Source organism: Thermogemmatispora tikiterensis (assembly GCF_003268475.1).
Classification (GTDB): Bacteria; Chloroflexota; Ktedonobacteria; order Ktedonobacterales; family Ktedonobacteraceae; genus Thermogemmatispora; species Thermogemmatispora tikiterensis.
Window position 1 is genome coordinate 4,647,200 of record NZ_MCIF01000002.1, and the last position, 21,318, is coordinate 4,668,517.

General features: G+C 64.6%; 17 protein-coding genes. 14 read left to right on the plus strand and 3 right to left on the minus strand.

Translation table 11 applies throughout. The features are described 5' to 3' along the window. Window positions 1-133 precede the first annotated feature (133 nt). The 4 genes from A4R35_RS18650 to A4R35_RS18665 all read left to right on the plus strand — a co-directional run bounded on the left by A4R35_RS18650 (window position 134) and on the right by A4R35_RS18665 (window position 6,016). Entirely contained in the window at window positions 134-2,842 is a 2,709-nt protein-coding gene (locus tag A4R35_RS18650; protein ID WP_112431998.1) for a hypothetical protein, read from the plus strand. 156 nt (window positions 2,843-2,998) lie between these two features. Beyond that, entirely contained in the window at window positions 2,999-3,286 is a 288-nt protein-coding gene (locus A4R35_RS18655; RefSeq protein WP_112432000.1) for a hypothetical protein, read from the plus strand. A 304-nt stretch (window positions 3,287-3,590) separates the two neighbouring features. Further along, entirely contained in the window at window positions 3,591-4,262 is a 672-nt protein-coding gene (locus A4R35_RS18660) for a TetR/AcrR family transcriptional regulator (protein WP_112432002.1), read from the plus strand. 59 nt (window positions 4,263-4,321) lie between these two features. Next, the gene (locus A4R35_RS18665) at window positions 4,322-6,016 is read left to right on the plus strand and encodes a DHA2 family efflux MFS transporter permease subunit (protein WP_112432004.1); all 1,695 of its coding nucleotides are present in this window, start codon (window positions 4,322-4,324) and stop codon (window positions 6,014-6,016) included. Here A4R35_RS18665 and A4R35_RS18670 read toward each other — a convergent pair. Both A4R35_RS18670 and A4R35_RS18675 read right to left on the minus strand, forming a co-directional pair. Beyond that, window positions 6,013-6,702, minus strand: coding sequence for a class F sortase (locus tag A4R35_RS18670; RefSeq protein ID WP_189362024.1), 690 nt, complete (start codon window positions 6,700-6,702; stop codon window positions 6,013-6,015). The genes A4R35_RS18665 and A4R35_RS18670 overlap by 4 nt on opposite strands. Before the next feature lie 169 nt (window positions 6,703-6,871). After that, window positions 6,872-7,720: a DUF4397 domain-containing protein gene (locus A4R35_RS18675; RefSeq protein ID WP_112432008.1), complete on the minus strand. Its 849-nt coding sequence runs from the start codon at window positions 7,718-7,720 to the stop codon at window positions 6,872-6,874. A 410-nt stretch (window positions 7,721-8,130) separates the two neighbouring features. Between A4R35_RS18675 and A4R35_RS18680 the strand changes: the two genes are divergently transcribed. From A4R35_RS18680 to A4R35_RS18725, 10 genes are all read left to right on the plus strand, one after another. Then, entirely contained in the window at window positions 8,131-8,880 is a 750-nt protein-coding gene (locus A4R35_RS18680) for an RNA polymerase sigma factor (RefSeq protein ID WP_189362026.1), read from the plus strand. Next, a complete protein-coding gene (locus tag A4R35_RS18685) occupies window positions 8,873-10,234 on the plus strand; it encodes a PD40 domain-containing protein (protein WP_112432013.1) in 1,362 nt (453 codons plus the stop codon). Before A4R35_RS18680 ends, A4R35_RS18685 begins: the two co-directional genes overlap by 8 nt. A gap of 470 nt (window positions 10,235-10,704) precedes the next feature. Then, window positions 10,705-11,667, plus strand: a complete 963-nt coding sequence (locus A4R35_RS18690) for a phytoene/squalene synthase family protein (protein WP_189362028.1) — start codon at window positions 10,705-10,707, stop codon at window positions 11,665-11,667. Then, on the plus strand, window positions 11,657-12,895 hold the full coding sequence (locus A4R35_RS18695) for a glycosyltransferase (RefSeq protein ID WP_112432017.1): 1,239 nt from the start codon (window positions 11,657-11,659) through the stop codon (window positions 12,893-12,895). The genes A4R35_RS18690 and A4R35_RS18695 overlap by 11 nt, the downstream gene beginning before the upstream one ends. After that, window positions 12,892-14,613: a carotenoid biosynthesis protein gene (locus A4R35_RS18700; RefSeq protein ID WP_112432020.1), complete on the plus strand. Its 1,722-nt coding sequence runs from the start codon at window positions 12,892-12,894 to the stop codon at window positions 14,611-14,613. Before A4R35_RS18695 ends, A4R35_RS18700 begins: the two co-directional genes overlap by 4 nt. Continuing rightward, window positions 14,610-16,160, plus strand: a complete 1,551-nt coding sequence (crtI, locus tag A4R35_RS18705; protein WP_112432022.1) for a phytoene desaturase family protein — start codon at window positions 14,610-14,612, stop codon at window positions 16,158-16,160. The genes A4R35_RS18700 and crtI overlap by 4 nt, the downstream gene beginning before the upstream one ends. 52 nt (window positions 16,161-16,212) lie before the next feature. After that, complete coding sequence (gene uvsE / locus A4R35_RS18710; RefSeq protein ID WP_112432024.1) at window positions 16,213-17,136, plus strand: UV DNA damage repair endonuclease UvsE; 924 nt, start codon at window positions 16,213-16,215, stop codon at window positions 17,134-17,136. A 104-nt stretch (window positions 17,137-17,240) separates the two neighbouring features. Next, complete coding sequence (locus A4R35_RS18715; RefSeq protein ID WP_189362030.1) at window positions 17,241-18,545, plus strand: NAD(P)/FAD-dependent oxidoreductase; 1,305 nt, start codon at window positions 17,241-17,243, stop codon at window positions 18,543-18,545. Window positions 18,546-18,564: 19 nt separating this feature from the next. Beyond that, a complete protein-coding gene (locus A4R35_RS18720; protein ID WP_112432028.1) occupies window positions 18,565-19,062 on the plus strand; it encodes a hypothetical protein in 498 nt (165 codons plus the stop codon). Window positions 19,063-19,230: 168 nt separating this feature from the next. Beyond that, a complete protein-coding gene (locus A4R35_RS18725) occupies window positions 19,231-20,013 on the plus strand; it encodes a ferritin-like domain-containing protein (protein WP_112432030.1) in 783 nt (260 codons plus the stop codon). Between the two features lie 342 nt (window positions 20,014-20,355). Here A4R35_RS18725 and A4R35_RS18730 read toward each other — a convergent pair whose 3' ends face one another. Then, complete coding sequence (locus A4R35_RS18730; protein WP_112432032.1) at window positions 20,356-21,315, minus strand: aldo/keto reductase; 960 nt, start codon at window positions 21,313-21,315, stop codon at window positions 20,356-20,358. Window positions 21,316-21,318 lie beyond the last annotated feature (3 nt).

Sequence of the window (21,318 nt, forward strand, 5' to 3'; positions counted from 1 at the left end):
GTGCTGGGGACTGGAGGGAACAGTGCTCTCCTTCGTGAGTAGGGACCCTGTCGGGGCAGAGGGGACGGGGTGGTGGCGGTGTGTGCGGTGTGCGAGGCAAGAGAAGTGCTTAGAATCTGAGAGAGGTGCAGAGATGAGCGCGATACGAGCGCGTTTTGATCGCTACGACCTGGTGTCGCATCAGGAGCTGGTGGTGGGCAGGGAGCGGCTGGCAGCCCGCGCGAGGAGGCTGCGGGCGTGCCTGCTGGCTCAGGAGGAGGAGCTGCTGCCGGTGCTGCTGGAGACGCTGGCCGCGCCACCACGGCAGGGCTCAGCGAGTGTGGCCTTTGAGCTACTGCAGGAGATGGGCTTGCCGGCGCAGGTGGAGGCGCTGCCAGTGGCGCTCAACTACGTGGGCGATCGCAATGGTTGGGCCTGGATTGATGCGGCGACCTTTCTGCAGCGCGTGCCAGTGGAGGAGGTGGTGCCGCACGTGATTGCAGCCCTGCTGTGGCCGTGGGAGCCGTATCACGGGCGATATACGACGGGGGAGACGACCTGGAAGGGGGATGTCTATGGGATACACAATCTGCTGTGGCTGCCCGGGACGGATCGGGGGGTGGTCCGGGGATGTGTGGAGGTGATCTACTACCAGCTGCTGTGCCATGATCTACGGACGTGCCGGTCGCAGAGCTGGAGGGAGGGGGAGCGGCTGTATTGGCTGGAGACGCAGCTGCGGTTGCTGGAGCGGGCGGGGGTACAGGGATGGATGGTGCCGGGACTCATCGGGGTGATGAAGCATTACCCGGGGGCGGAGGAGTTGGAGCGAGCGAGACGGCTGTTGAGGGAGCTGCCGAAGGAGGAGCGGAGGGGGTATCGAGGGCTGCTCGAAGGGGTGGGGGAGGGTGAGCTTGTCGGGGTGAGCTCTGAAGAGCGAGGGGGGAATGAGGGAGCGGAAGGGGGGGACTGGCAGGAGGAGTTGCTGGTGAGATTGCAGGAGGTGGTACGAGGACCGAGAGGGTCTGGGGAGGAGAGGGAGGTGGAGGAGATAGCGAGAGAGCTGGGGGCTGTGGGGAGGGAGAGAGGGGCGGGACTGGTGTATGTCGGGGTGGTGTGGGAGTTGGAGGAGGAGAGGATGAGAGAGGGGGAGCCAGTGGCGGAGCAGGAGGGGCGAGGGGGTCGGGAGCTGGGGGGGTGGTTGAGGGTGCTGGAGCGAGTGGGAGTGGAGCCGTGGATGGCGCCAGCGTTGGTGGAGGTCGTGAGGAGGTATCGGCAGAGGGAGGAGGGAGAGCTGGCGCGGGGGTTGCTGGGAGGGCTGCCGAAGGAGGAGCTGAGGCGCTATCGGGAGGTGCTGCGGTTGATGGGGCTGGGGGAGCTGGCGGACGAGGAGGAGGCTCCTTGGTCAGCGGGGGGGCGGTGGGAAGGGGTGGCAGAGCGGAGGCAGGAAGAGGAGAGGGCCAGGAGGAGGAAAGGGGAGGAGTGGGGAGAGCTGGGAGCGCTGGTGGAAGACTATGTGGAGGCCTATGGTGAGTGGTGGTGGCATGGCGGTGAGCGGGAGAAGGGGAGGTTGCAGGAGCTGAAGGAGCGCCTTCGGGAGGAGGGGGAGCGGGCGGTGGAGGTGCTGGCGGCATTGCTGGGGGACCGGACCCAGACGGAGAGGATGACCCCGATCTTGGTGCTGTTGCAGGAACTGGGGTATCCGTGGAATGCGAAGGCGCTGGCGGGGGTGCTGCGTCTGGTGGGAGATCCCGAGCATGAGCGTAGCGTGTTTACCCTCTTGTGGGGGGTCCCGGTGGAGGAGCTACTCCCGCAGCTGCTGGCGGCGCTGCTGGTGCCGGGGCGCCCGTATCATTGGGAGGGAGATGAGCGGGAGGTGGGAGAGGCGGCAGGCTGTGGGCTGTCGAGCTATGACTACTGGGTGCTGGATGTGTATGGGGGGCTGGCGGGATGGCTGAGGGAGCCGGAGACGGAGCGGGAGCTGGTGGAGCGATGTGGGCCAGTGGCCTTCTACTTGTTGAGCTATGAAGTGGAGCAGTGGCGCAGGAGGCGGGTGGAGAGAGAGGACCAAAGGGTGGCGGAGGACGGGTCTGCGGGGGTGGAAGGGTGGCTGAGGGTGCTGGAGAGAGCGGGGGTGCAGCCGTGGATGGCGCCAGCGTTGGTGGAGGTGGCGAGGCAGTGGCCGAAGGCGTGGAAGGGGGAGGTAGCGCGGCAGTTGCTGGGGAGGCTGCCGAAGGAGGAGCTGAGGCCGTATGGGTTGCTCTTGCGGCGGGCGGGACTGGGGGAGCTGGTCGGGAGGCAGGAGCAGGAGCCAGGAGGGCAGGAGGCTGAGCGGCTGTGGAAGCTGGAGAGCGGGGTGGAGGAGGAGGGCGAGGAGGTGAGGGAGGAGCTGCGGGGGATCGCCGGGGAGGAGCAGGTGCCCTACGTGGTGGAGGCGTTGCTGGAGCCAGAGGGGGCTGGCGAGGAGAGAAGGAGGGAGCAGATAGGGAGGCTGCTGGAGCGAGGGGAGCTGGAGGACAGTGTGGTGGAGGGATGCAGGGCGGTGGTGTACTATCTGCTGGCGTGGGAGCTGGAAGAGCGGAGGAGGAGGGAGCTGGACCCGCTGGCGCAGGAGGAGGAGCAGCAGGGAAGGGAGAGGTGGTCGAGAACAGTACTGGAGCGAGAGAGTGTGCTGTGGCTGAGGGTGCTGGAGCGGGCAGGGGTCGAGTCGTGGATGGCGCCGGGCTTGGTGGAGGTTGTGAGGAGGTACCCGCAGAGGGAAGAGGGAGAAGTGGCGCGGCGGTTGCTAGGAAGGCTGCCGAAGGAGGAGCTGAGGCGCTATCGACTGATCCTGGAGCAGAGTGAGCTGGGGGAGCTGGGGAGCTGAAGGGGTAGAGGAGCGGTGATCAGGGAGGCAGAACCGTTTTGGGAGAGGGCGGCAAGAAAGAATTTCGAGAGTGCCGAGGGGTGGCCTGCGTCAGGAGAGTCCGGGGAGCTACGGGGCAGAAGAGCGGATCAGAAGCGAAGCAGCAGGAGGAGAGTGATGGAGCCGAGCAAGCGGATTGAGGAGTATCGCGAGCGGTATGATCCGAGGCAGCTGATGCGAGCGCTGCGGGAGAGCCTGGACGAGCGAGGGCGGCTGCGACTCCTAGCAGGGGCAGGGGGTTACCGCTGGGAAGCGGGCTTTCGCTTTGGAGAGCCAGCCAGCGAGGAGGAGCTGGAGGAGCTGGAAGCGAGACTGACCGGCGAGAGGTGCCGCAGCTACAGGCAGGCAGAGACGCCAGTTGAGCGGAGCACACTCCCTGGAGGTGAGAGTTTTACCGTCTACTGACGAAGGTGGAGCAGAGCAGGCAGAGAAGACGGTGAAAGCGGCACGAGCAAAACAGCGCCCTCTCTTGCTTGCAACTGGTGTCTCATCCCTCATCGAGCCATCCGCTGACCCCGTAGCCACAGAAGGAGCTGCTTTCCCATCCTCATGATAGCGCGATGATCAGCGTGGACAATAGCGAACTATGACCTCTTTCCTTGTCTGCCTTGACCTGCCCTTGACTTTCTCCCTCTTGCGGGATATAATCCTTATCAGTTGATAAGGAAATAACATCATCGAGAAAGGCACAGCCAGGTAACGGGCCAGCATGAAAAAGCCAGCGCGGCGCGGCGCCCACAGAGAGCAGCCGCACAGTGCCAGAGCCAGAGAAGAAGAGAGCGAAGAGACCCGGCGCCTCATCCTGCAGGTCGCCCAACAGCTCTTTATGGAATACGGCTATCGGGCCGTCACCACGCGGCAGATCGCCGATGCCTGCGGCCTGACGCAGCCAGCTCTCTATCACTACTTTGCCGACAAAGAGGCCCTCTATCTGGCGATGGCTCGTGAAGAGCTGGCCCGCCTCAAAGCGGTCCTGGAGCGCATCGCTCGCCGCAGCGAGCCTCTAGCCGAGCGCCTGCGCCGCCTCGCCAGCTATCTGCTCACGACGACCCGCCACGACCTGGCGCTGATGCTACACGATATCCGCTACGAGCTCTCAGCCGAGGTGCGCGCGCAGCTCCACACCCTTTTCGAAGAGAGCCTGATCGCACCCATCGCCACAGTCTTCAGCGACGGTCTGGAGCAGGGCCTGCTGCGCTCGCCCAGCGAAGGCGGCGTCGATCCCAAGATGGCCGCCTATCTCTTTATGAGCCTGATGTCGCGCTTCGTCGTCTGGGGACGCGAAACCCTGCCCGCCGTGGCCGAGAGCCGTCGCGAGACCCTCGCCAGCGAGCAGGCCGCCCTGCTCGTGCACGTCCTCCTCTACGGCCTGGCACGCTGAGCGTCCTCTTTTTTTGTCGCAAGAATTTATCACTTGATAAGTAGAAGGAGGTCTCCACAATGGAGTCCGATATGACCCTGGGGGGTCAGTCACAGCCAGAAGAGCAGCGGCAGGCATCGACAGCACCCGCCGCGCCCGCTGAAGTGGCTCCGGCTGACCCAAACTATCGCTGGAAAGTCCTTTTCTCGGTCGTCTTCGGCACCTTCATGGTGATTCTGGATGCCACTGCCGTCAATGTAGCTCTGCCCACCCTCCAGCATGTCTTTAAGGCGCCCGTTGACCAGGTTGACGGCGTCCTTACGGCCTATGTCCTGGCCCTGGGCATCATCACACCTTTGGCCGGCTACCTGGCCGAGCGCTTCGGCATCAAGCGCATGTACCTGATCTCGCTCTTTCTCTTCGTGCTCGGCTCGGTACTCTGTGCCTTCGCCCCCTCGCTGCCGTGGCTGGTAGCCTTCCGCGCCCTGCAAGGACTGGGTGGTGGCATGCTTGGCCCTCTGGGCATCTCGCTCCTCTTTGGGGCTTTCCCGGAAAAGCAGCGCGGCCTGGCCTTTGGCCTCTACGGCATCCCGCTGGTTGTCGCTCCGGCCAGCGGTCCCGTGCTCGGTGGCTACTTTGTGGAGTACCTCGACTGGCGCTACATCTTCTTCATCAATATCCCGGTCGGCTTGGCCGGCCTGCTGCTCGGCTTCTTCTGGCTGCGCGAAAGCCGGCGCGGCACCGCCGCCCGTCTCGACCTGCCTGGCATTCTGCTCTCGGTGATCAGCTTTGGCACCCTGCTCTACGCGATCCAGCGCGGCTCAAGCGAAGGCTGGACCTCGGCCCGTATCCTGACCCTGCTCTCCGTCGGTCTGCTGACCTTCGCCGTCTTTGTGGTCGTAGAGCTATTCCGGCGCGATCCCCTGCTCGATCTGCGCCTCTTCACGCGCCGCACCTTTACGGTGGCCAGCGTCATCGGCTGGGTGAGCACCATCGCCCTCTTCGGCGCCGAGTTCCTGCTGCCGATCTACCTCCAGAGCCTGCGCGGACGCACACCCCTGCAGGCCGGCCTGCTGGTCCTGCCGCTGGCCATCAGCTCGGGAATCGTCACCCCCCTGGCCGGCGCGCTCTACAACCGCATCGGTCCGCGCTGGCTGATCCTGGCCGGCAGCCTGCTTCTGGCGGTCAACACCTGGGGCTTCGCTCATCTGACGCTGGTTGCCTCCTATAACGAGATCATGGTGCTGGTGGCTATTCGCGGCGTGGCCCTCGGTTTAACACTGCAGACGACACTGACCGTGGCCCTGACTGGTCTCAAGCCGGCCCAGCTACCGCGAGCCAGCTCGCTCCTCAATGCCACGCGCAACGTCTTTCAGTCCTTTGGCATCGCTATGCTGGGTACCATCGTTACCCATCAGCTCACGGCTTATCAGGATGCAGCCCGCAATGACTTGTATAACGCGGCCACTTCCCTGGGTCAGCGCTTCCTGCAGCTCGTACAGGTGCTGCAAATGCGTGGCCTGCCGGCAGCAGCAGCCCAGAAGGCCGCCGCCGGGCAGCTGCTCGGCTCACTGGTGCCACAGCAGTTCATGCAGAGCATCAACGACGCCTATATTGTGACCTTCTGGCTGGCGCTGGCGGTTGCTGTCCTGGCCTTGACCCTGCCTGGACGGACGCGTCTGGCCACGGCCCGGGCTGCTGCTGAGGAAGGGGCCGGTCCAGCCTCGGCCTCGGCCCCTGCCGCAGCACCGGCCAGCGGTGCCCAGGGAAGCTAGCTTCCCTGGAGCACACTGTAGACAACCAGGCGCTCCGTTGTCTGGTGCTCGCTGGGAACCCAGGAGCCGGCGCAGGTGATCAGATTCAGATAGTGCCCCGAGCGATCAGCGAAAATCTGCAGCAGCGGCGCCCGCTGGGGTGGATAAGAGGCGACGGCAGTGACGCGAAAGTGCCAGCGCTGCCCGCGCTCGTCAATGACGGTAAGGGTCGTTCCTGGCCGTAGCAGGTGCAGGTTCCAGAAGACCGCTGGGTAGCCGCCGGGCCGGTCGAGATGTCCCGCTATCACTGCGCTTCCTTGCTGCCCTGGCAAAGGCCCGAAGCGATACCAGCCGACATCATCCCAGGGATGCCGTTGGGGCGTGACCAGCGTCCCGTCGGCACCCAGGCCGACGCGCTCGACAGGAGCCGCTACGCCAATCGCTGGAATGAGGAGCTGGGTCGGCGGTGCCGGGCTGAGCACCGTGGCAGGAGCTGTCGCTGTCGCCGTCACCGGAGCCGGAGGCTGGCGCTCCACGCCTTGGCCCCCATCCACTACTGGCGGACTGACCGCGCCACAACCTGTCACTAGCAGCCCACTGCTGACCAGCAGGATTGGCAGCAGCAAGAGCAGCCAGTGGCGCACACCGCCACTACCAAAACCTGGCTGGCCGGGGTCGTGATGTGTAGGCTTTGCCTTTCCTTGCACAGACCAGGCTCCTTCGTAGAGAAGAGGCGGGCGCAGCTCAGGAGGAAGGATCGCTGAGCTGCACCCGCTGTCGGAGGAGGGGAGAGAGTGCCGAAGTATCTTGTGCCTGATTAAGGGCAGGTGGTTCTCCGGTTCTGGCCCTGCCCAAAACCAACGTCCTGGGGCCCCGCTACGCTGAGCGACGCCTGCGACCAACGATCTCCCGTGCTCCGATGCCCAGACCAGCCAGGGCCAGCAAGGAAATCAGACCGAAGAGCCAGAGCTGGGCCGTCGGGGTGGCCATCGACTGAGGCATGGCATTGGGATCGCTGCCCGTATTGGGCATGCCTGGCACACCGCTCACCGCGGCCACCACAAACTTCAGCTCCGGCGTCCCTTTGTAGAGACCAACGGCGAAAACGCTATAGACCATGCCGCTCTGCAAGGTTGCTGAGACCGGCACGGTGGCATTGGCCTGCGTGGCCGTCACATTGAAGGTATAGGAGCCGGGCGGCACACTCAAATAGTCGCTGGCGTTCTTATACGTCAGCCCACTAATGACCGTCTTGCCGCCAGTAGCGATATCGACCGGGCCGGCGTTGGGCGAGAGATGATAGACCCGTACCTTGGCCATGCCGCTGCTGAGCTGGTTGTTATCGACAAACGCCTGCAGGCCCAGATTCGCAGCGCTATCGCCGATGGCGGCCACCGTGTAGGCCATATCGGCATCAACCGAGACGGTCTCGTTGATGACCGCTGCATCGATGCCCTTGCCTGCCGGAGCCACCTGGATACGGTGCGGCCCTGCTGCCACCGAGACATAATCAGTGACCGTACCAAAGGCGAAGTTGCTCAAGAGCTTGCCACCGTCAACAAAGACATCGACGTTGCCGGCTGCCGGTGAGGCATGAACGACGCGTACGAGAGCGTTGCCCTGAGCGGCAGCTTGCCCCACAGGTAGCAGCCAGAGGATCAACGCCAGCGCGGCTGAAAAGATGGAGACCGCTTTCACGAATGCCAAGAGAGTTTTGCTACGCATCAAGTATCCTCCTTGTTAAAGATAGGCCGGCGGCGACTGGCACGTGCCAAGGCCAAGGCGGCCCGGCGCGCACCAGTCACGAGAGCCACCGCTCCTGTGGCCACCTCATCCTGGTGAGAAGGCAGGATGACGAGACAACAGGACAAATGTGCGATCGTCCCTGATCCAGGAAGGCCGTGAACAGAGAGGTACCCGGAATTGCAAGATCCAACCCAGGAGACGTCAGGTCTCTATCAAAATGGTACCAGTATCTAACATCTCTGCCTGATTACCCATTCGCCATCTTCTGCACGTCCTGAGAATGGAACACCTGGATCAGAGAAGCCACCGAAGAGGAAGACAAGCATGGGGCCGGGGAGCCGCCATGTGAGGAACGAGAGGTACGCATTGTGTCACAGGAACCATCTGGAGTGGAAAGAGACAGCCGATGGAGGTCTCCTGCTGGAGAGACGGGGTCGGAAGGAGTAGAAGCGCCGTCGCAAGCGGAGCGAGCGAATCGGGCAGATAGCACAGAAAATGCTCGAGACTCCTCCTGGGAAAAAGAGCTGGTTGCGCGCTGCCTGACTGGTGACGAAGAGGCCTTTGCGCGTATCGTTGATACCTATGGGGGACTGCTTTTGCGTACAGCGTATTTGTTAATCAAGGATGAGGAAGGGGCAAAGGATCTGGTCCAGGAGACCTTCTTTCTCGCCTGGAAAAACATGACAACCTTGCGCGACCCGGCGCTTTTGCGCTCCTGGCTGCTCAAGATCCTGGTGAACCAGGCGATCAGCCTCAAGCGCCAGCTTGCCCGGCAGGCTACCCTCTTGCGCGAGCGGCTCGCAGGCGAAGAACAAGAGCAATTGTTACCGAAGACGTCGCTGCGCGAGGGGCGGGTAGAGGACTGGCTCGATGTGGTGGCGGCTTTGCAGCGTCTTCCCGTCAAACAGCGGGTGGTGCTGGTCCTCTTCTACTATCATCGGCTGACCATGCCGGAGATCGCCGCCATGCTCGGGGTAGCCGAGAACACCCTGCGCAAGCGCCTGCAGCTGGCGCTCAAGAAGATGCGCCGCCTCCTGCAGATTAGACCCCAGGAACGGCCAGCGGCACAGGAAGAGGCAGCCGGCGCCGATCAGCCCCCGTCTCAGATCGCTTCAGGGAGGGAGGAACAGCATGAGTGATGCGCCTCACGAGCCGCAGCCAAGCGAGGAGCTGCCGACGGGTCAGCCCGCACGGTCGGCAGAGCGCCGTGGGTGGCAGGGGGCCGAGGAGCGGGAGCAAGTCAACCATCGCGCCCCTGTGGACGATGTTTTGTTGGAGGAGGTCATTCGGCGCGCCCTGCAGGAGCAGGCGGCCCGTATTCACTTCTCTCCCGAGCTCCGTGCGCGCATCCTCAGCGGGCTGCCCCCTCGTACTTCTGAGCGCCGCAGCCAGCTCAGCCGCCGCTCGCGCCTGGCTCTGGCCCTGGCAGCGACCTTGACGCTGCTCCTCTGTCTTGTGCTCCTGCTCCTGCTGTTCTTGCCGCAGGCGCCTTCGGGGCCGCCGCTGGCCAATGGGGTACGTTACCAGGTGGCGCAGGTGCTGGCAGTGCCACCAGCGCTAGCCCAGGGCGGGCGCCTGGTAGCCGTTGATCCCACGGGGCGCCATCTGGTGATCCAGGATGGGCGCGATCCAGGGGTGATGTATACTGCCAGCCTGAGCGATCCCGTTGGCAGCCAGCTTCTGGCGATGCGCGAGGCCCACGACGCCGCCTGGTCGCCTGATGGCACAGCCCTGGTCACCGTGGTGACGCCGCCCGGGGCCGCGCAGCCGCTGCTGGCGCTCGTGCCCTATGGGCAGTACATGTATCCACTGGGCGAGGCTGCTCTGGCCGCCACCTGGACCCCTGGTGCGGGCAGTACGACCATCACTTATGTCACAGGGGCGAACGGGCAAACTCAGCTCTGGCAGACGACGCGCGGCGGGCATCCGACGCAGCTTCTGGCCACCATGAACCTGCGCCTGACTGTCCAGCACCTGGCCTGGTCTCCCGATGGGCGCTATCTGGCCTTGCTCGTCAGCAACGAGGGCTTGAATGGCCCAGGCCGCGCCATCTATCTCATGGATCACGTGAGTGGCCAGGTGACAGTCCTGGTACCCTTCGGCGACTTCACCATCACCAGCTTTGGCTGGTCGCCCGATGGCCAGCGGCTCACCTATGCGCGGCGCGACGCGGCAGGTCACACCCTGCTGACAACGCTGGCGATCCCCGACGGGCGCCCGCTGCTCAGTCTCCCTCTGCAGGGAGAGCTTGATGGCTGGAGCTGGTCGCCCGATGGGCGCGCCCTGGTCTACAGCGACGACGGGCGTCTCCACGTCCACATCTTCGCTGGTTCGCCTATCGTGCTGCCGCAACCCGAGGCCGGTGCTCGCCAGCTCTTCCCGTTCTGGTTGCGCGATGGGCGTCTGCTGATTGTCCACGTAGCGGCCAGCGGCCAGCGTACGCTGCAGCTGTTAGCGCCGGTGCCAGCTGCTCCCCGCTCTCCCAGCGCCTGATGAGGCTGAACCGGGAAAATCTGCTGGCTCTCTGCTCCCACTCTTCTGGGGAGCGTTCTCGCCCAGTCTGCTGGCCGGCTCCGGCGTACACCCCGGCTCACTGCGCCAAAGAGCCGTTACTAGAAGAGGCCGGACGGAGCGTCATATGGAAAGGACCTGGAGCGTATGTCGCTCGCTATGCCCATGATGCTTGCCTGGCCTGACGCCGTTGTGGACTTCCCCAGGCTATCGTGCCTTTTCCCTCGCTGTAGCCAACAGAGCAGGGGCAGGCGTGAGTTGTGCTCTCTCTGCTGCCAATCTCTACCCTGCCTGACAGGTCTGGAAAGAAGCCCCTCGGCTGCTCTGCCATCTGTCGGCTGAGCCAGGGCGGGCCTGCTGGAGAGGAGCAGATAGCCGCTATGCGCGTGGTTAAACCGAGCTTTCAGAGAGAGGGGGCATCTTCAGCTTCAGCTGGACCTCCAGAGGAGCTTGTGAGCGCTTCCTCACTCTGTTCTGTCCCCGCCGCTGCAGCGAGTGAAGCCCAAGAGGAGGCCCTGCTTGCACACCACGGGAGAACCTTCCATTTCGCGGCTCGCTTCCTGCCTGGGGAGTTACGTCCCTCGTTTGTGACTCTGTATGCCTTTTTCCGCACGCTCGACGATCTGGTCGACGAGCGTAGGCCAGAGGAGGAGCCGCGCGCCATCGCCGAAGAGTTGCGTGCCTGGCGGGCCTGGTTCCTGGCCGACCGCCAGGGAACGGCTCCGCGCGAGCCGCTCGGGAGCCGCCTGACGCAGGTGGTAGAGCGCTATGGAGTACCAGGCACGCTCTTCCTGGATTTTCTGGAGGGGCTGCACTGGGATCTGTGGCCGCGCGAATTCGCCAGCTTCTCCCGTTTGCGGGCCTATTGCTATCGCGTGGCCGGCACCGTTGGGCTGGCCCTGGCCCACGTGCTCGGCGCGACTTCCGGGGGGGCGCTGGCGGCGGCGGAGGGCCTCGGGATCGCCATGCAGCTGACTAATATCCTGCGCGATGTCGGGGGGGACCTGCGCAAAGGACGCCTCTATCTGCCTCTGGAGGACCTGGCCCGTTTCGGTCTCTCTCGCTCTCATTTGCTGCAACTGCTCGATACTGGTCAGGGGCCAGATGCGGCCTTCCGAGATCTCATGCGCTACGAGGTGACACGGACCCATCTCTGCTATGCTCAGAGCCTGCCCGGCGTCTGGCTCCTGCCACCCGATCGCCGCCTGCCGATTCTCCTGGCCGGGCGTCTCTACCGGCGCATCTTGCACGCCATTGAGCAGCATGACTACGATGTGCTGCGCGCGCGTGCCCATACAACCCTGACGGAGAAGCTGCGCGAGGCCATGCTTGCTCTGACCCTCGATCGCCTCTGGCGCCGTGGTGAGCAGCTCGGGGCTTTCGGGTTGGAGGTGAGCCTTGAGGATGAGCCGTAAGCTACTATGGATGGGCTGGCTGGGCGCGTTCTCAGCAGGGCAGCTGGTCTTGGCCCTGCGCGTGATCCTCCGCTGGTTGCGCAGCACTGGCGGCCAGCGCCTGTCGGCTCTCTCTTTGCCTCATGCTGATGCCGCCACGCAAGCCAGCGTGGCGGTGCTGGTGCCTGTGCTCAACGAGCGCGAACGTCTGTCCCCCTGTCTGGAGGGCCTGCTCACTCAAGGACCGGAGGTCGGGCTGATCCTGGTCATTGACGGCGGCTCCGAGGATGGGACGGACGAGCTGGTCTCTGCCTATGCTCGCCGCGATCGCCGTCTGCGCCTGCTCTCCGCGGCCCCGATTCCTGACGGCTGGAATGGCAAGGTCTGGGGTCTGGAAGCCGGCTGGCGCGCACTTCCGTCTACCTTCCCCTGGGTGCTGACCATTGATGCCGACGTGCGACCAGGGCCGGGCCTGGTGAGCGCGCTGCTGGCCCGCGCCAGCCGCGACAGGCTGGCGGCCCTCAGCCTGGCCACAGAGCAGGAGCTGCCGCCGGCGCCGCTCTTGGGCTTGCTCCATCCCTCGCTACTGGCCACCCTCGTCTACCGCTACGGCCTGCCCGGCGTGGTTTATGAGGGACCGGTCGATAGGCTGCGCGTACAGGCCAATGGCCAATGCTTTCTGGTGCAGCGCGAGGCCCTGGCTGCCTGCGGTGGCTTTGCCCCTTTGCGTCACTCGCTCTGCGAGGACATTACCTTAGCGCGCCTGCTGGTGCAGGACGGTCGACGCCTGGCCTTCGTCGAAGGGGGGAGCCTGGCCTCTGTCGAGATGTATCGCACGGCGCGCGAAGCCTGGCAGAACTGGACGCGCTCCCTGCCGCTGCATGATCATCTCAGTCCCGCCTGGCGTACCTGCCTCGGCTGGCTGGAGGTCTTACTGGTTCAGGCTCTGCCTCTCCCCCTGCTCAGCCTGCTCGCGGGCGCGCTGATCGCCGGGCGGAGGCGCTGGCGGCAGGCTTCACTCTGGCTGCTCGTCGCCATGCTGGGCCTGAATGCCGGGCTGCTGCTGCTCCGTCTCGGGACCCTGGTAGGTATGCGTCGCGCTTATCGTCGTCCTCCCTGGACCTACTGGCTCTCTCCGCTCTGCGACCTGGCGGTGACGCTGCAGCTGGGCCGGCAGGCCCTGCGGCGTCGTCATCGCTGGCGCGGACGCCTCATCATCCGTGGAAACGCTCCTGGAGGTATTGCATGAAAGCCGTAAAGGTGCTCTTTATTTGCCATCTGGCGGCGCTCATCTTCGGTCTTGCCGGGCTGTTGATCGCCCTGCCCCATCCCGAACTGTGGAGTTTTAGCCCGCTGCTGGTCTCGGTCTTCAGCTTCGGCATCAACTATGCCGGTTCGCTGCACATCCTCTTTGGGGCGGCCACGGTGCTCCTTTTTGGGCTACGGGTGGTGGGGGTACGCCGCACCCTGATCTTCTTCGCCGCCTCGACGTTGATCTCGCTCAGCATAGAGCTGCTTGGAACCTCGACCGGCTTTCCCTTCGGTCCCTACTCCTACAACAGTTTCCTGGGCTTCAAGATCCTTGATCACGTTCCCTATTCGATCCCGCTCTCCTGGTTCTACATGGGCTTCTCCTCCTTTCTGCTGGCCCATCTGCTTCTGACCCGTCGTGGCCAAGGCGTCGGCCAGCGGGGGCGTGGCCTGTGGACCGTGCTGCTGGGTGCCTACCTGCTGACCGTCTGGGACCTGACGCTTGATCCAGCGATGGCCAGCGAGCGGCTGCCTCTGCACTTCTGGCAGTGGGGAGTAAGCGGAGCCTACTTCGGCATGCCTGTCCAAAATCTAGTTGGCTGGTCGGTCACTGGCTTGCTCTATATGGGCGTCAGTCGGCTGCTCTGGCGCAGCGATCTCGAAGAGCGCCGCCTGCAGGGCGTGGCCTGGCTGCCCTTTGGCGTCTATGCGGCCAATACCCTCTTTGCCATTGTCCTCGATCTGAGCGTTGGTCTCTGGCTGCCACCACTGCTGGGCCTCTTGCTGGGTATACTGCCGGCGGCCCTGGTGCTACGCCGTGATGGCAGCGAGGGGGGTGAGCGCGGGAGTGGCCGCCCTGTGCCGACGCTCTCGGAGCGGGCTGAGCTGGCTCCGGATCTGGCCCAGGCCCAACAGGGGAGCCGTGGGCTTGAAGCGCAGAGCCGGGCAGAGGGGCAGGCCCTGTTGCAGAGGATTGCCCGTCTGGTCATGCGCGTCGGGGCGGGCATCTTGCTCTGGCGCCGCCGGCTGCGCATCATCGTTGAGGGACGCGAGCATCTGCCAGCCTATGGCCCGGTCATTGTCGCCGCTCGCCACTATCACCATCTCTACGATGGTTGCCTGTTCTTGCGAGTGATCCCACGTCCGGTGCACATTTTGGTTGCCCTCGACTGGGCGCGCAGCCGCTGGCAGCGTCGGCTCATGGAGCTGCTTTGTGCTCTGGCTGGCTGGCCGGTTATCTTGCGCCCTGAGCGCCTGCGCCCCGAAGAGACAGGGGCTTCCGTCAGTGCCTACCGTCTGGGCGAGGTCGCCCCCTATCTACGTCGAGCCTTACGTCAGGCCCGGACCCTGCTCTGTCGCGGCGACCTGCTGGTCATCTTCCCCGAGGGCTATCCCGTGGTTGATCCTCAGCCCTCACCGCGCTCCCCGGAGCAAGCCCTGCTCCCATTCCGGCCCGGCCTGGCCCGCCTGGTGGAGCTGGCCGAGCGTGCGAGTGGAACCAGCATTCCGGTGGTGCCAGCGGGCATCATCTGGAGCGAGACGCGCCCGCCGTTGCTGACCCTGCGTCTGGGGGCGCCCCTCTTCCGTCGCCTCTACGCCGACACTGCCCAATTCATGAGTGCGCTCGAGAGTTGCGTGCGGGCGCTCTCAGGGCTTGATCACGACCAGGGCCTGAGCCTGAGCCTCTTTCCTGGAAAGGAGATGCTGCACTCATGAGCAGTCGCTCTAGCGTCACATCTGCTGCCAACAGGCTGCCGGCAGGAGGAAGCGGCGTGCGCCCGCGGGTGATTGTCATAGGGGCCGGTTTCGGCGGGCTGGCGGCGGCCATTCGTCTGCAGGCCGCCGGGGCCCAGGTCATCTTGATCGAGGCGCGTTCCCAGCCTGGGGGCCGGGCCTACCAGCTCAAAGCCGAGGGCTTCACGTTCGACATGGGGCCAAGTCTGCTGACCGCGCCCTGGCTCCTGCAGGATCTCTGGCAGGCCGCCGGGCGCCATCTGGACGAAGACGTGACCCTGGTGCCGTTGCGGCCCTTCTATCGCATTGGCTTTGCCGACGGCAATCACTTCGACTACTGGGGTGACCCCGCCGCTGACGAGGCCGAGATCGCCCGCTTTGATGCGCGCGACGTTGCCGGCTACCGCGCCTTCCTGGCGGCGACGGAACGCATCTACCAGCGAGCCTTTGCCGAGCTGGCCGGAGAGCCGTTCTTGCGCCTGAGCGATTTCCTGCGCGTGGCTCCAGAGCTGGTGCGCCTGGGCGCCCACCGTAGCGTCTACCGCTTTGTCTCGCGCTACTTCCGCCATCCGCAACTGCGGATGGTCTTCTCGTTCCATCCCCTCTTCATCGGCGGGAACCCTTTCCGGGCCAGCGCGATCTACAGCATTGTCCCCTATCTGGAGCGTCTGGGTGGCGTCCATTTCATCCCTGGGGGAATGTATGCGCTCGTCGAGGCTATGACCCGCCTCTTTACCGCGCTGGGCGGCGAGCTGCGCTGCGGCCAGCCCGTTGAGCGCATCCTGGTGCGCTCCGGGCAGGTCTGGGGCGTCTTGCTGGCCGACGGCGCTCTCCTGCAGGCCGAGGCGGTGGTGGCCAATAGCGACGTTGCCACCACCTATCTGCGCCTGCTCCCCGCCGAAGTGCGCCCCCGTGGGCTGGTGCGTCGCCTGGAGCGGGCCCACTACTCGATGAGCTGCTTCTTGCTCTACCTGGGACTGAAGCGGCAATATCCGCAGTTGCGCCATCACTCCATCTTTATGCCCCACGACTATCGGGGGTTGATCCGGCAGCTCTTTGACGGCCAGGGCCTGCCGGCTGATCTGGCGCTCTATCTGCACACGCCGACCCGCACCGATGCCACGCTGGCCCCACCTGGTGGTGAGAGCCTCTACGTGCTGGCGCCGGTGCCGCATTTGGGGCACGGCGTCGACTGGCAGCGCGAGACGCTGCCTTTTCGCGAGCGCATTCTGCGCTATCTCGAAGAGCAGGCGGGCCTGCACGGACTGCGCGCCAGCATCGTCTACGAGCAGCGCTTTACGCCCCTCGACTTCGCCGACGAGCTGCGCAGCCATCTGGGTGCGGCCTTCTCGCTGGAGCCGACGCTGTTCCAATCGGCCTACTTCCGTCCACACAACCGCGCTGCCCAGGTTGGGGGCCTCTACTTTGTGGGTGCCGGTACCCATCCCGGGGCGGGCATCCCGGGCGTCCTGCTCTCCGCCGCCATTACGGCTCGTCTTGTGCGGGAGGACCTGGCATGCCGTGCCTGAAGGAGCGCTGTCAGCCTGATGGCCCGCACGTGGGGGGAGGAAAGGGAGCGGCATGAGACTTGGCTATGCCTGTGTGAATCTCTCGCTGGGGGGGAAGATGCGCAGTCTGCGCCTGGCCACCCTGCGCGAGCGCGGCCTTGCCTATCTGCAGGCCCTCGTCGATGAGAACCTGGCGCTACTCGTGGCCATCCTGCGCTGGAACCTGGCCCAGGGTATCAGCGTCTTCCGCATCTCCTCAGATCTGGTGCCGCTTGGCTCTCATCCCGAGGTGGCGCTAGAGCAGATCCGCTTTGATCCGGCTCGGGTTGCCGAAGTGAGGCAGCTGGCTCGCGCGGGTAGGATGCGCCTGTCGATGCACCCTGGTCAATATACGCTGATCTCTGCCGATGGTCCTGTCTGGAAGAGCAGCTATCGCGACCTCTGCTATCATGCAGAGGTCATGGAACGACTCGGCCTCGAAGGTGATATCATCCTGCATGGTGGTGGTGTCTACGGCGACCGTGCTGCCACGCTGCGGCGTATCCTGACTCACATCGATGAGCTACCGGAGAGTGTGCGCCGGCGGCTGCGCCTGGAGAATGATGAGCGCTGCTGGTCGGTGAGCCAGCTCCTGCCGATTTGCGAGGCGAGTGGCCTGCCGCTTGTGGTTGACAACCTGCATCATACCCTCAACGGTGGCGCGGAGACCCCGCTGGAGCGCCTGCCCTGGGAACGTATCCTGACAACCTGGGGCCGGCTCCGGCCCAAGCTGCACTACGCTGAGCAGGACCCTGGTAAGCGTCCCGGCGCTCACAGCGAGTACATCAATGCCGACCGCTTCCGGGCCTTTCTCACTGCTGTTCCCTGGTCTGACTATGACGTCATGCTTGAGTGCAAAGCCAAGGACCTGGCCCTGTTGCGCCTGCGTCAGGAGCTGGGCCTGATCGCTGCCGGACCCCTGCCCGGAGCCGGTGAGGGCAGCGATCATCAAGGCTGAGGCTGAGGTGACTCGTATCCGGGCGCCTTCACGTGCTTAATTCAGGTGAGGTAAAGCAGCGATCGCGCTGCCTGTTGATGCAGAAAGGAGAGAGAGGCGTCACCATGATCATCGTTGTCGGTGCCGGTCTGGCCGGCCTGACCTGCGCCCGCCACCTGAGTCGCGCCGGGCTGAGCGTCCTGGTACTGGAGGCCGGCGACCGGCCCGGAGGCCGCGTCAGCACCGATCGCCATCCCGAGGGCTTCCTACTCGACCGGGGCTTCCAGGTCTTGTTTACTGCCTATCCCGCCGTGCAGCGCGAGCTTGATCTCGCTGCACTCAGACCGAGACGTTTCCTGCCTGGGGCCTTGCTGGTCAAAGGGGGCCGGCGCTATCCGCTAGCTGATCCGCGACGCCAGCCAGGCTGGCTGACTGCCTCTGCCAGCAACCCCCTCATTCCGCTGACCGACAAGTGGCGCGTCCTGCGCCTGACGCGCACGATCCTGCAGACGGTCTCTGTGGAAAGCCCGGCGGCCTGGCCCGTGGCCACGCTTGACGAGACCAGCGAGCTGTACCTGCGCCATTGGGGCTTTAGCCGCAAGGGCTTCATCGCTCACTTCGCTCGTCCCTTCTTCGGCGGCATCTTCCTCGATCGAGAGCTGCAGACCAGCGCGCGCATGCTCCGCTTTGTCTGGCGCATGCTGGCGAGCGGCGATATCGTCTTACCGGAGCAGGGCATGGGAGCGATCACTGCCCAGCTAGCGGCCTCTCTGCCAGAGAACAGCCTGCGTCTGGGAGCGCGCGTCGAGGCCTTGCTGCGTGAGGACGGACGAGTCTCGGGCGTGCGTCTGGAGAGCGGTGAGGAGCTGCGGGCCGAAGCCGTCGTGATTGCCACCGATAGCCCGACGGCGGCCCGTCTTACCGGCCTGTCCTTGCCAACCGCAGGCCGCGGCTGCACCTGCCTCTACTTCGCTGGCCCTCAGCCGCTGTACGATGAGCCAGCCCTGCTGCTCAACTGTCAGCCTGACGGACTGGTGAACCATGCTGTGCAGCTCACCAATATTGTTCCGCAGTACGCTCCATCGGGGCAGCACCTGCTCTCGGTCACCATCCTGGATGCAGCGGCCCAGGCTGAAGAAGACGATGAGCGGCTGGCTCAGCGCGCTCTACAGGAGCTGGCCTCCTGGTTCCCAGAGCATGACCTGCAGCGCTGGCGTCTTCTGGCCGTCTATCGTCTTCCCTTTGCGCAGTTCGCCCAGCCGCCGGGCATCTTCGCCCATCTGCCGGGGGCGCGCAGTGGGGAGCCGGGCCTCTATCTAACCGGCGAATACCTGCATTCGAGCAGCATCCACGGCGCCCTCAGCAGTGGAGCGCATACAGCGCGGCTGGTGCTCGCCGACCAGCGGGAGTGGCTGCGCCCTGCCGGGTGAGAAGAAGGAGCGAGAAACGATGCAAGAGCTTGTTGAACGTCGTCCACCGACCTGGCGTCCTGGGCGGGCGGCGCTGGCTGGCCTCCTGGCCACGGGCGTCTATAGCCTCGTCATGGCTCTCGACCAGCGCCTCAGCGGCAACCACTTCAGCGACGTGCGCTTCATCGAGGGCCTGCTCGGGGGAGGAACAAGACAGCCTGACGGTCGCCGTCTCCTGGCCTGGGGCCTCCATCTGCTCAATGGGGTCCTGCTGGGCGAAATCTATGCCGCCCTGGTCAGACCGCGTCTGCCCGGCCCGATCTGGCTCAAGGGACTCCTCTTCGGCGAAGGCTTTCTGGCCTCAGTCTGGTGGCTCACGCCCCTGGCCGACCGTGTGCATCCGCTCATTCGCCGCGGCCAGCTCCCGCGCCTGGCGACCTGGTCCTCCTTTGGGCAGAACCTCCTGCGCCATCTGGCCTTTGGCCTGACGCTGGCCCTCTTCTACGGCGACGAGCGCGAGCTGCCACCGCGCCCCTGACCGGACCTCGCGCCCTGCGCTCCTGGCTGGCATCGGTGGATGTAGATCCTTTTCTTAGAGAGCTTGCTAGAGTGGAACTGTGAGGACGGAAGGCGGTGGAGTGTGAGGGGAACCCGGAAAGCAAGCAAGCTCTAATAGGAAGAGCACAGAAAGGATCAATCCATCGCCATGAAGACCTATATCAATCGCAGCTCTTCGCGCAAGCAGCAGGGGCGGCGGCGCTTTCTCCAGAGGGCCACTGCGGGCCTGGGGCTGGCTACTGGTGGTCTCACCCTGCTTGGAAGCGGCGCCAGGCCGCTGGTGGTGCGCGCCCAGGGAGCGCTGACTGAGCGGCTCGTTACCCTCGATGATGCCGTCACGCAGATTCTCTCGATCGCGCGTACGGCGGAGCAGCTAGCCGTCACCTTCTACAGCAACGGCATCGCTAACGCCGAGGCGCTGGGCATCAGCGGCGATGACCTGGCCTATCTCAAGGCAGCTCTGGTCGAAGAGCAGATTCACCAGCAGTTTTTCACAGCCAACGGTGGCCAATCGCTGGCTGACACCTTTAGTTTCCCCAAAGGGTCCCAGACCTTCAGCGACCTCAAGACCTTTATCGAGACCCAGCAGCAGCTAGAGGGAGTCTTTGATTCCGCTTTCCTGGCGGCCATCAAAGAGTTTGCCGCGATGGGGCGGCCTGATCTCGCTCAGGTTGCCGGGCAGATTGCCTGTATTGAGGCCGAGCATCGTGCCCTGGGGCGAGTCATCGGTGGCCTGCGCCCTGCCGATAACTGGGCCTTCACCCCGGTACTGATCGCCAGCGTCGCCGATGCTCCCCAGGTCGTGCAAGACGCCGGCTACCTCAGCCCCACCGAAGGGAACAGCTACCGCTACCATGAGGTCAGCACCGAAGACGCTGGCGTCGAACAGCGCGTACCCTTTGTGGCCAGCAGCGGCGTCGGTCGCGGTTAAGATCCAATCAAGCAGAATAGGGGGCGCGGAAGGGCAGGGAAAGCCATCCCGGTGCACTGCTGAGAAGCCAAAGAAGGTTTGAAAAACCTTTTCCAGTCCAGGGGGAACCGTCTATCTCTCTCTACCTTAAATAAAGAAGAGAGGCAGTCACAGTCAAATAGGGAAGGCCGCCGTCTTGCTCTTGTACTTGCTTGCTCCCTCCCTCCCGTTCGTGGCTGGCTCCCAGCCTGATGACGAACTGCTGAACGGGCAGGCAATGGATGAGAGACGGCGGCCTCTTTGCTGAAGCAGTGTGACCTGCTGACTGTTCTGGCTGACTGGAGGCGCGCAGTTGAGGGCTGACTAGAGACCCTGCGAGGCGGCACTGAGGCGGGCTAGCTGCTCTGGGGTGAGCTGCAGCCCCAGGGCGGCAAAGCCATCCTCCAGATGGGCTGGCTGGCTGGCACCGATGATGGGAGCGGTCACCGCCGGCTGGGCCAGGAGCCAGGCCAGGGCTACTGCCGCGGGCGTAGCCTGGGTCTCCTCGGCGACGGCCTGCACCGCCTCCAGAGTGCGCCAGGCCTGCTCTTGATCGTAGCGTCCCAGCACAGCGGCGGCGCGCGCACTCTGGCGGCCCTCACCGCGGCGGTAGCTGCCGCCGAGGAAGCCACTGGCCAGAGGACTGTAGGGGATCACCCCCAGGCCATACTGCAGGCAGATGGTCTGCAGCTCCTGCTCAAACTCAGCCCGGTGCACCAGATTATAGTGTGGCTCCAGCACCTCATAGCGGGCTGTGCACTCATAGCGCGCGCACCAGAGCGCCTCGACCAGCCGCCAGGCGGGGTAATTCGAAGCGCCAATGTAGCGCACCTTGCCGCTGCGCTGGAGGTCGTCGAAAGCGCGCAGCGTCTCCTCAATCGGCGTCTCCGCATCGAAAGCATGAGCCAGATAGAGATCGAGATAGTCCGTCTGCAGGCGGCGCAGCGAAGCCTCAACGGCCTCTATGATATGCTTACGCGAGAGGCCGCGCTCGTTTGGTCCCTCGCCCATCGGATGATAGACCTTGGTGGCAATCACCACCTGACTGCGGTTGCCGCGTGCACGCAGCCAGCGCCCAATGATCTCCTCAGATTCGCCGCCGCGCTTGCCTGGAATCCAGCGCGCGTAGAAGTCGGCGGTGTCGAAGAAATTGCCTCCGCGCTCAACAAAAGCATCCATGATAGCGAAGGCTGTCGGCTCATCGACCGTCCAGCCCCACTGCATGGTGCCCAGACAGAGGCGCGAGACCTTCAAGCCGGTTCGTCCAAGTGTGCGGTACTCCATACT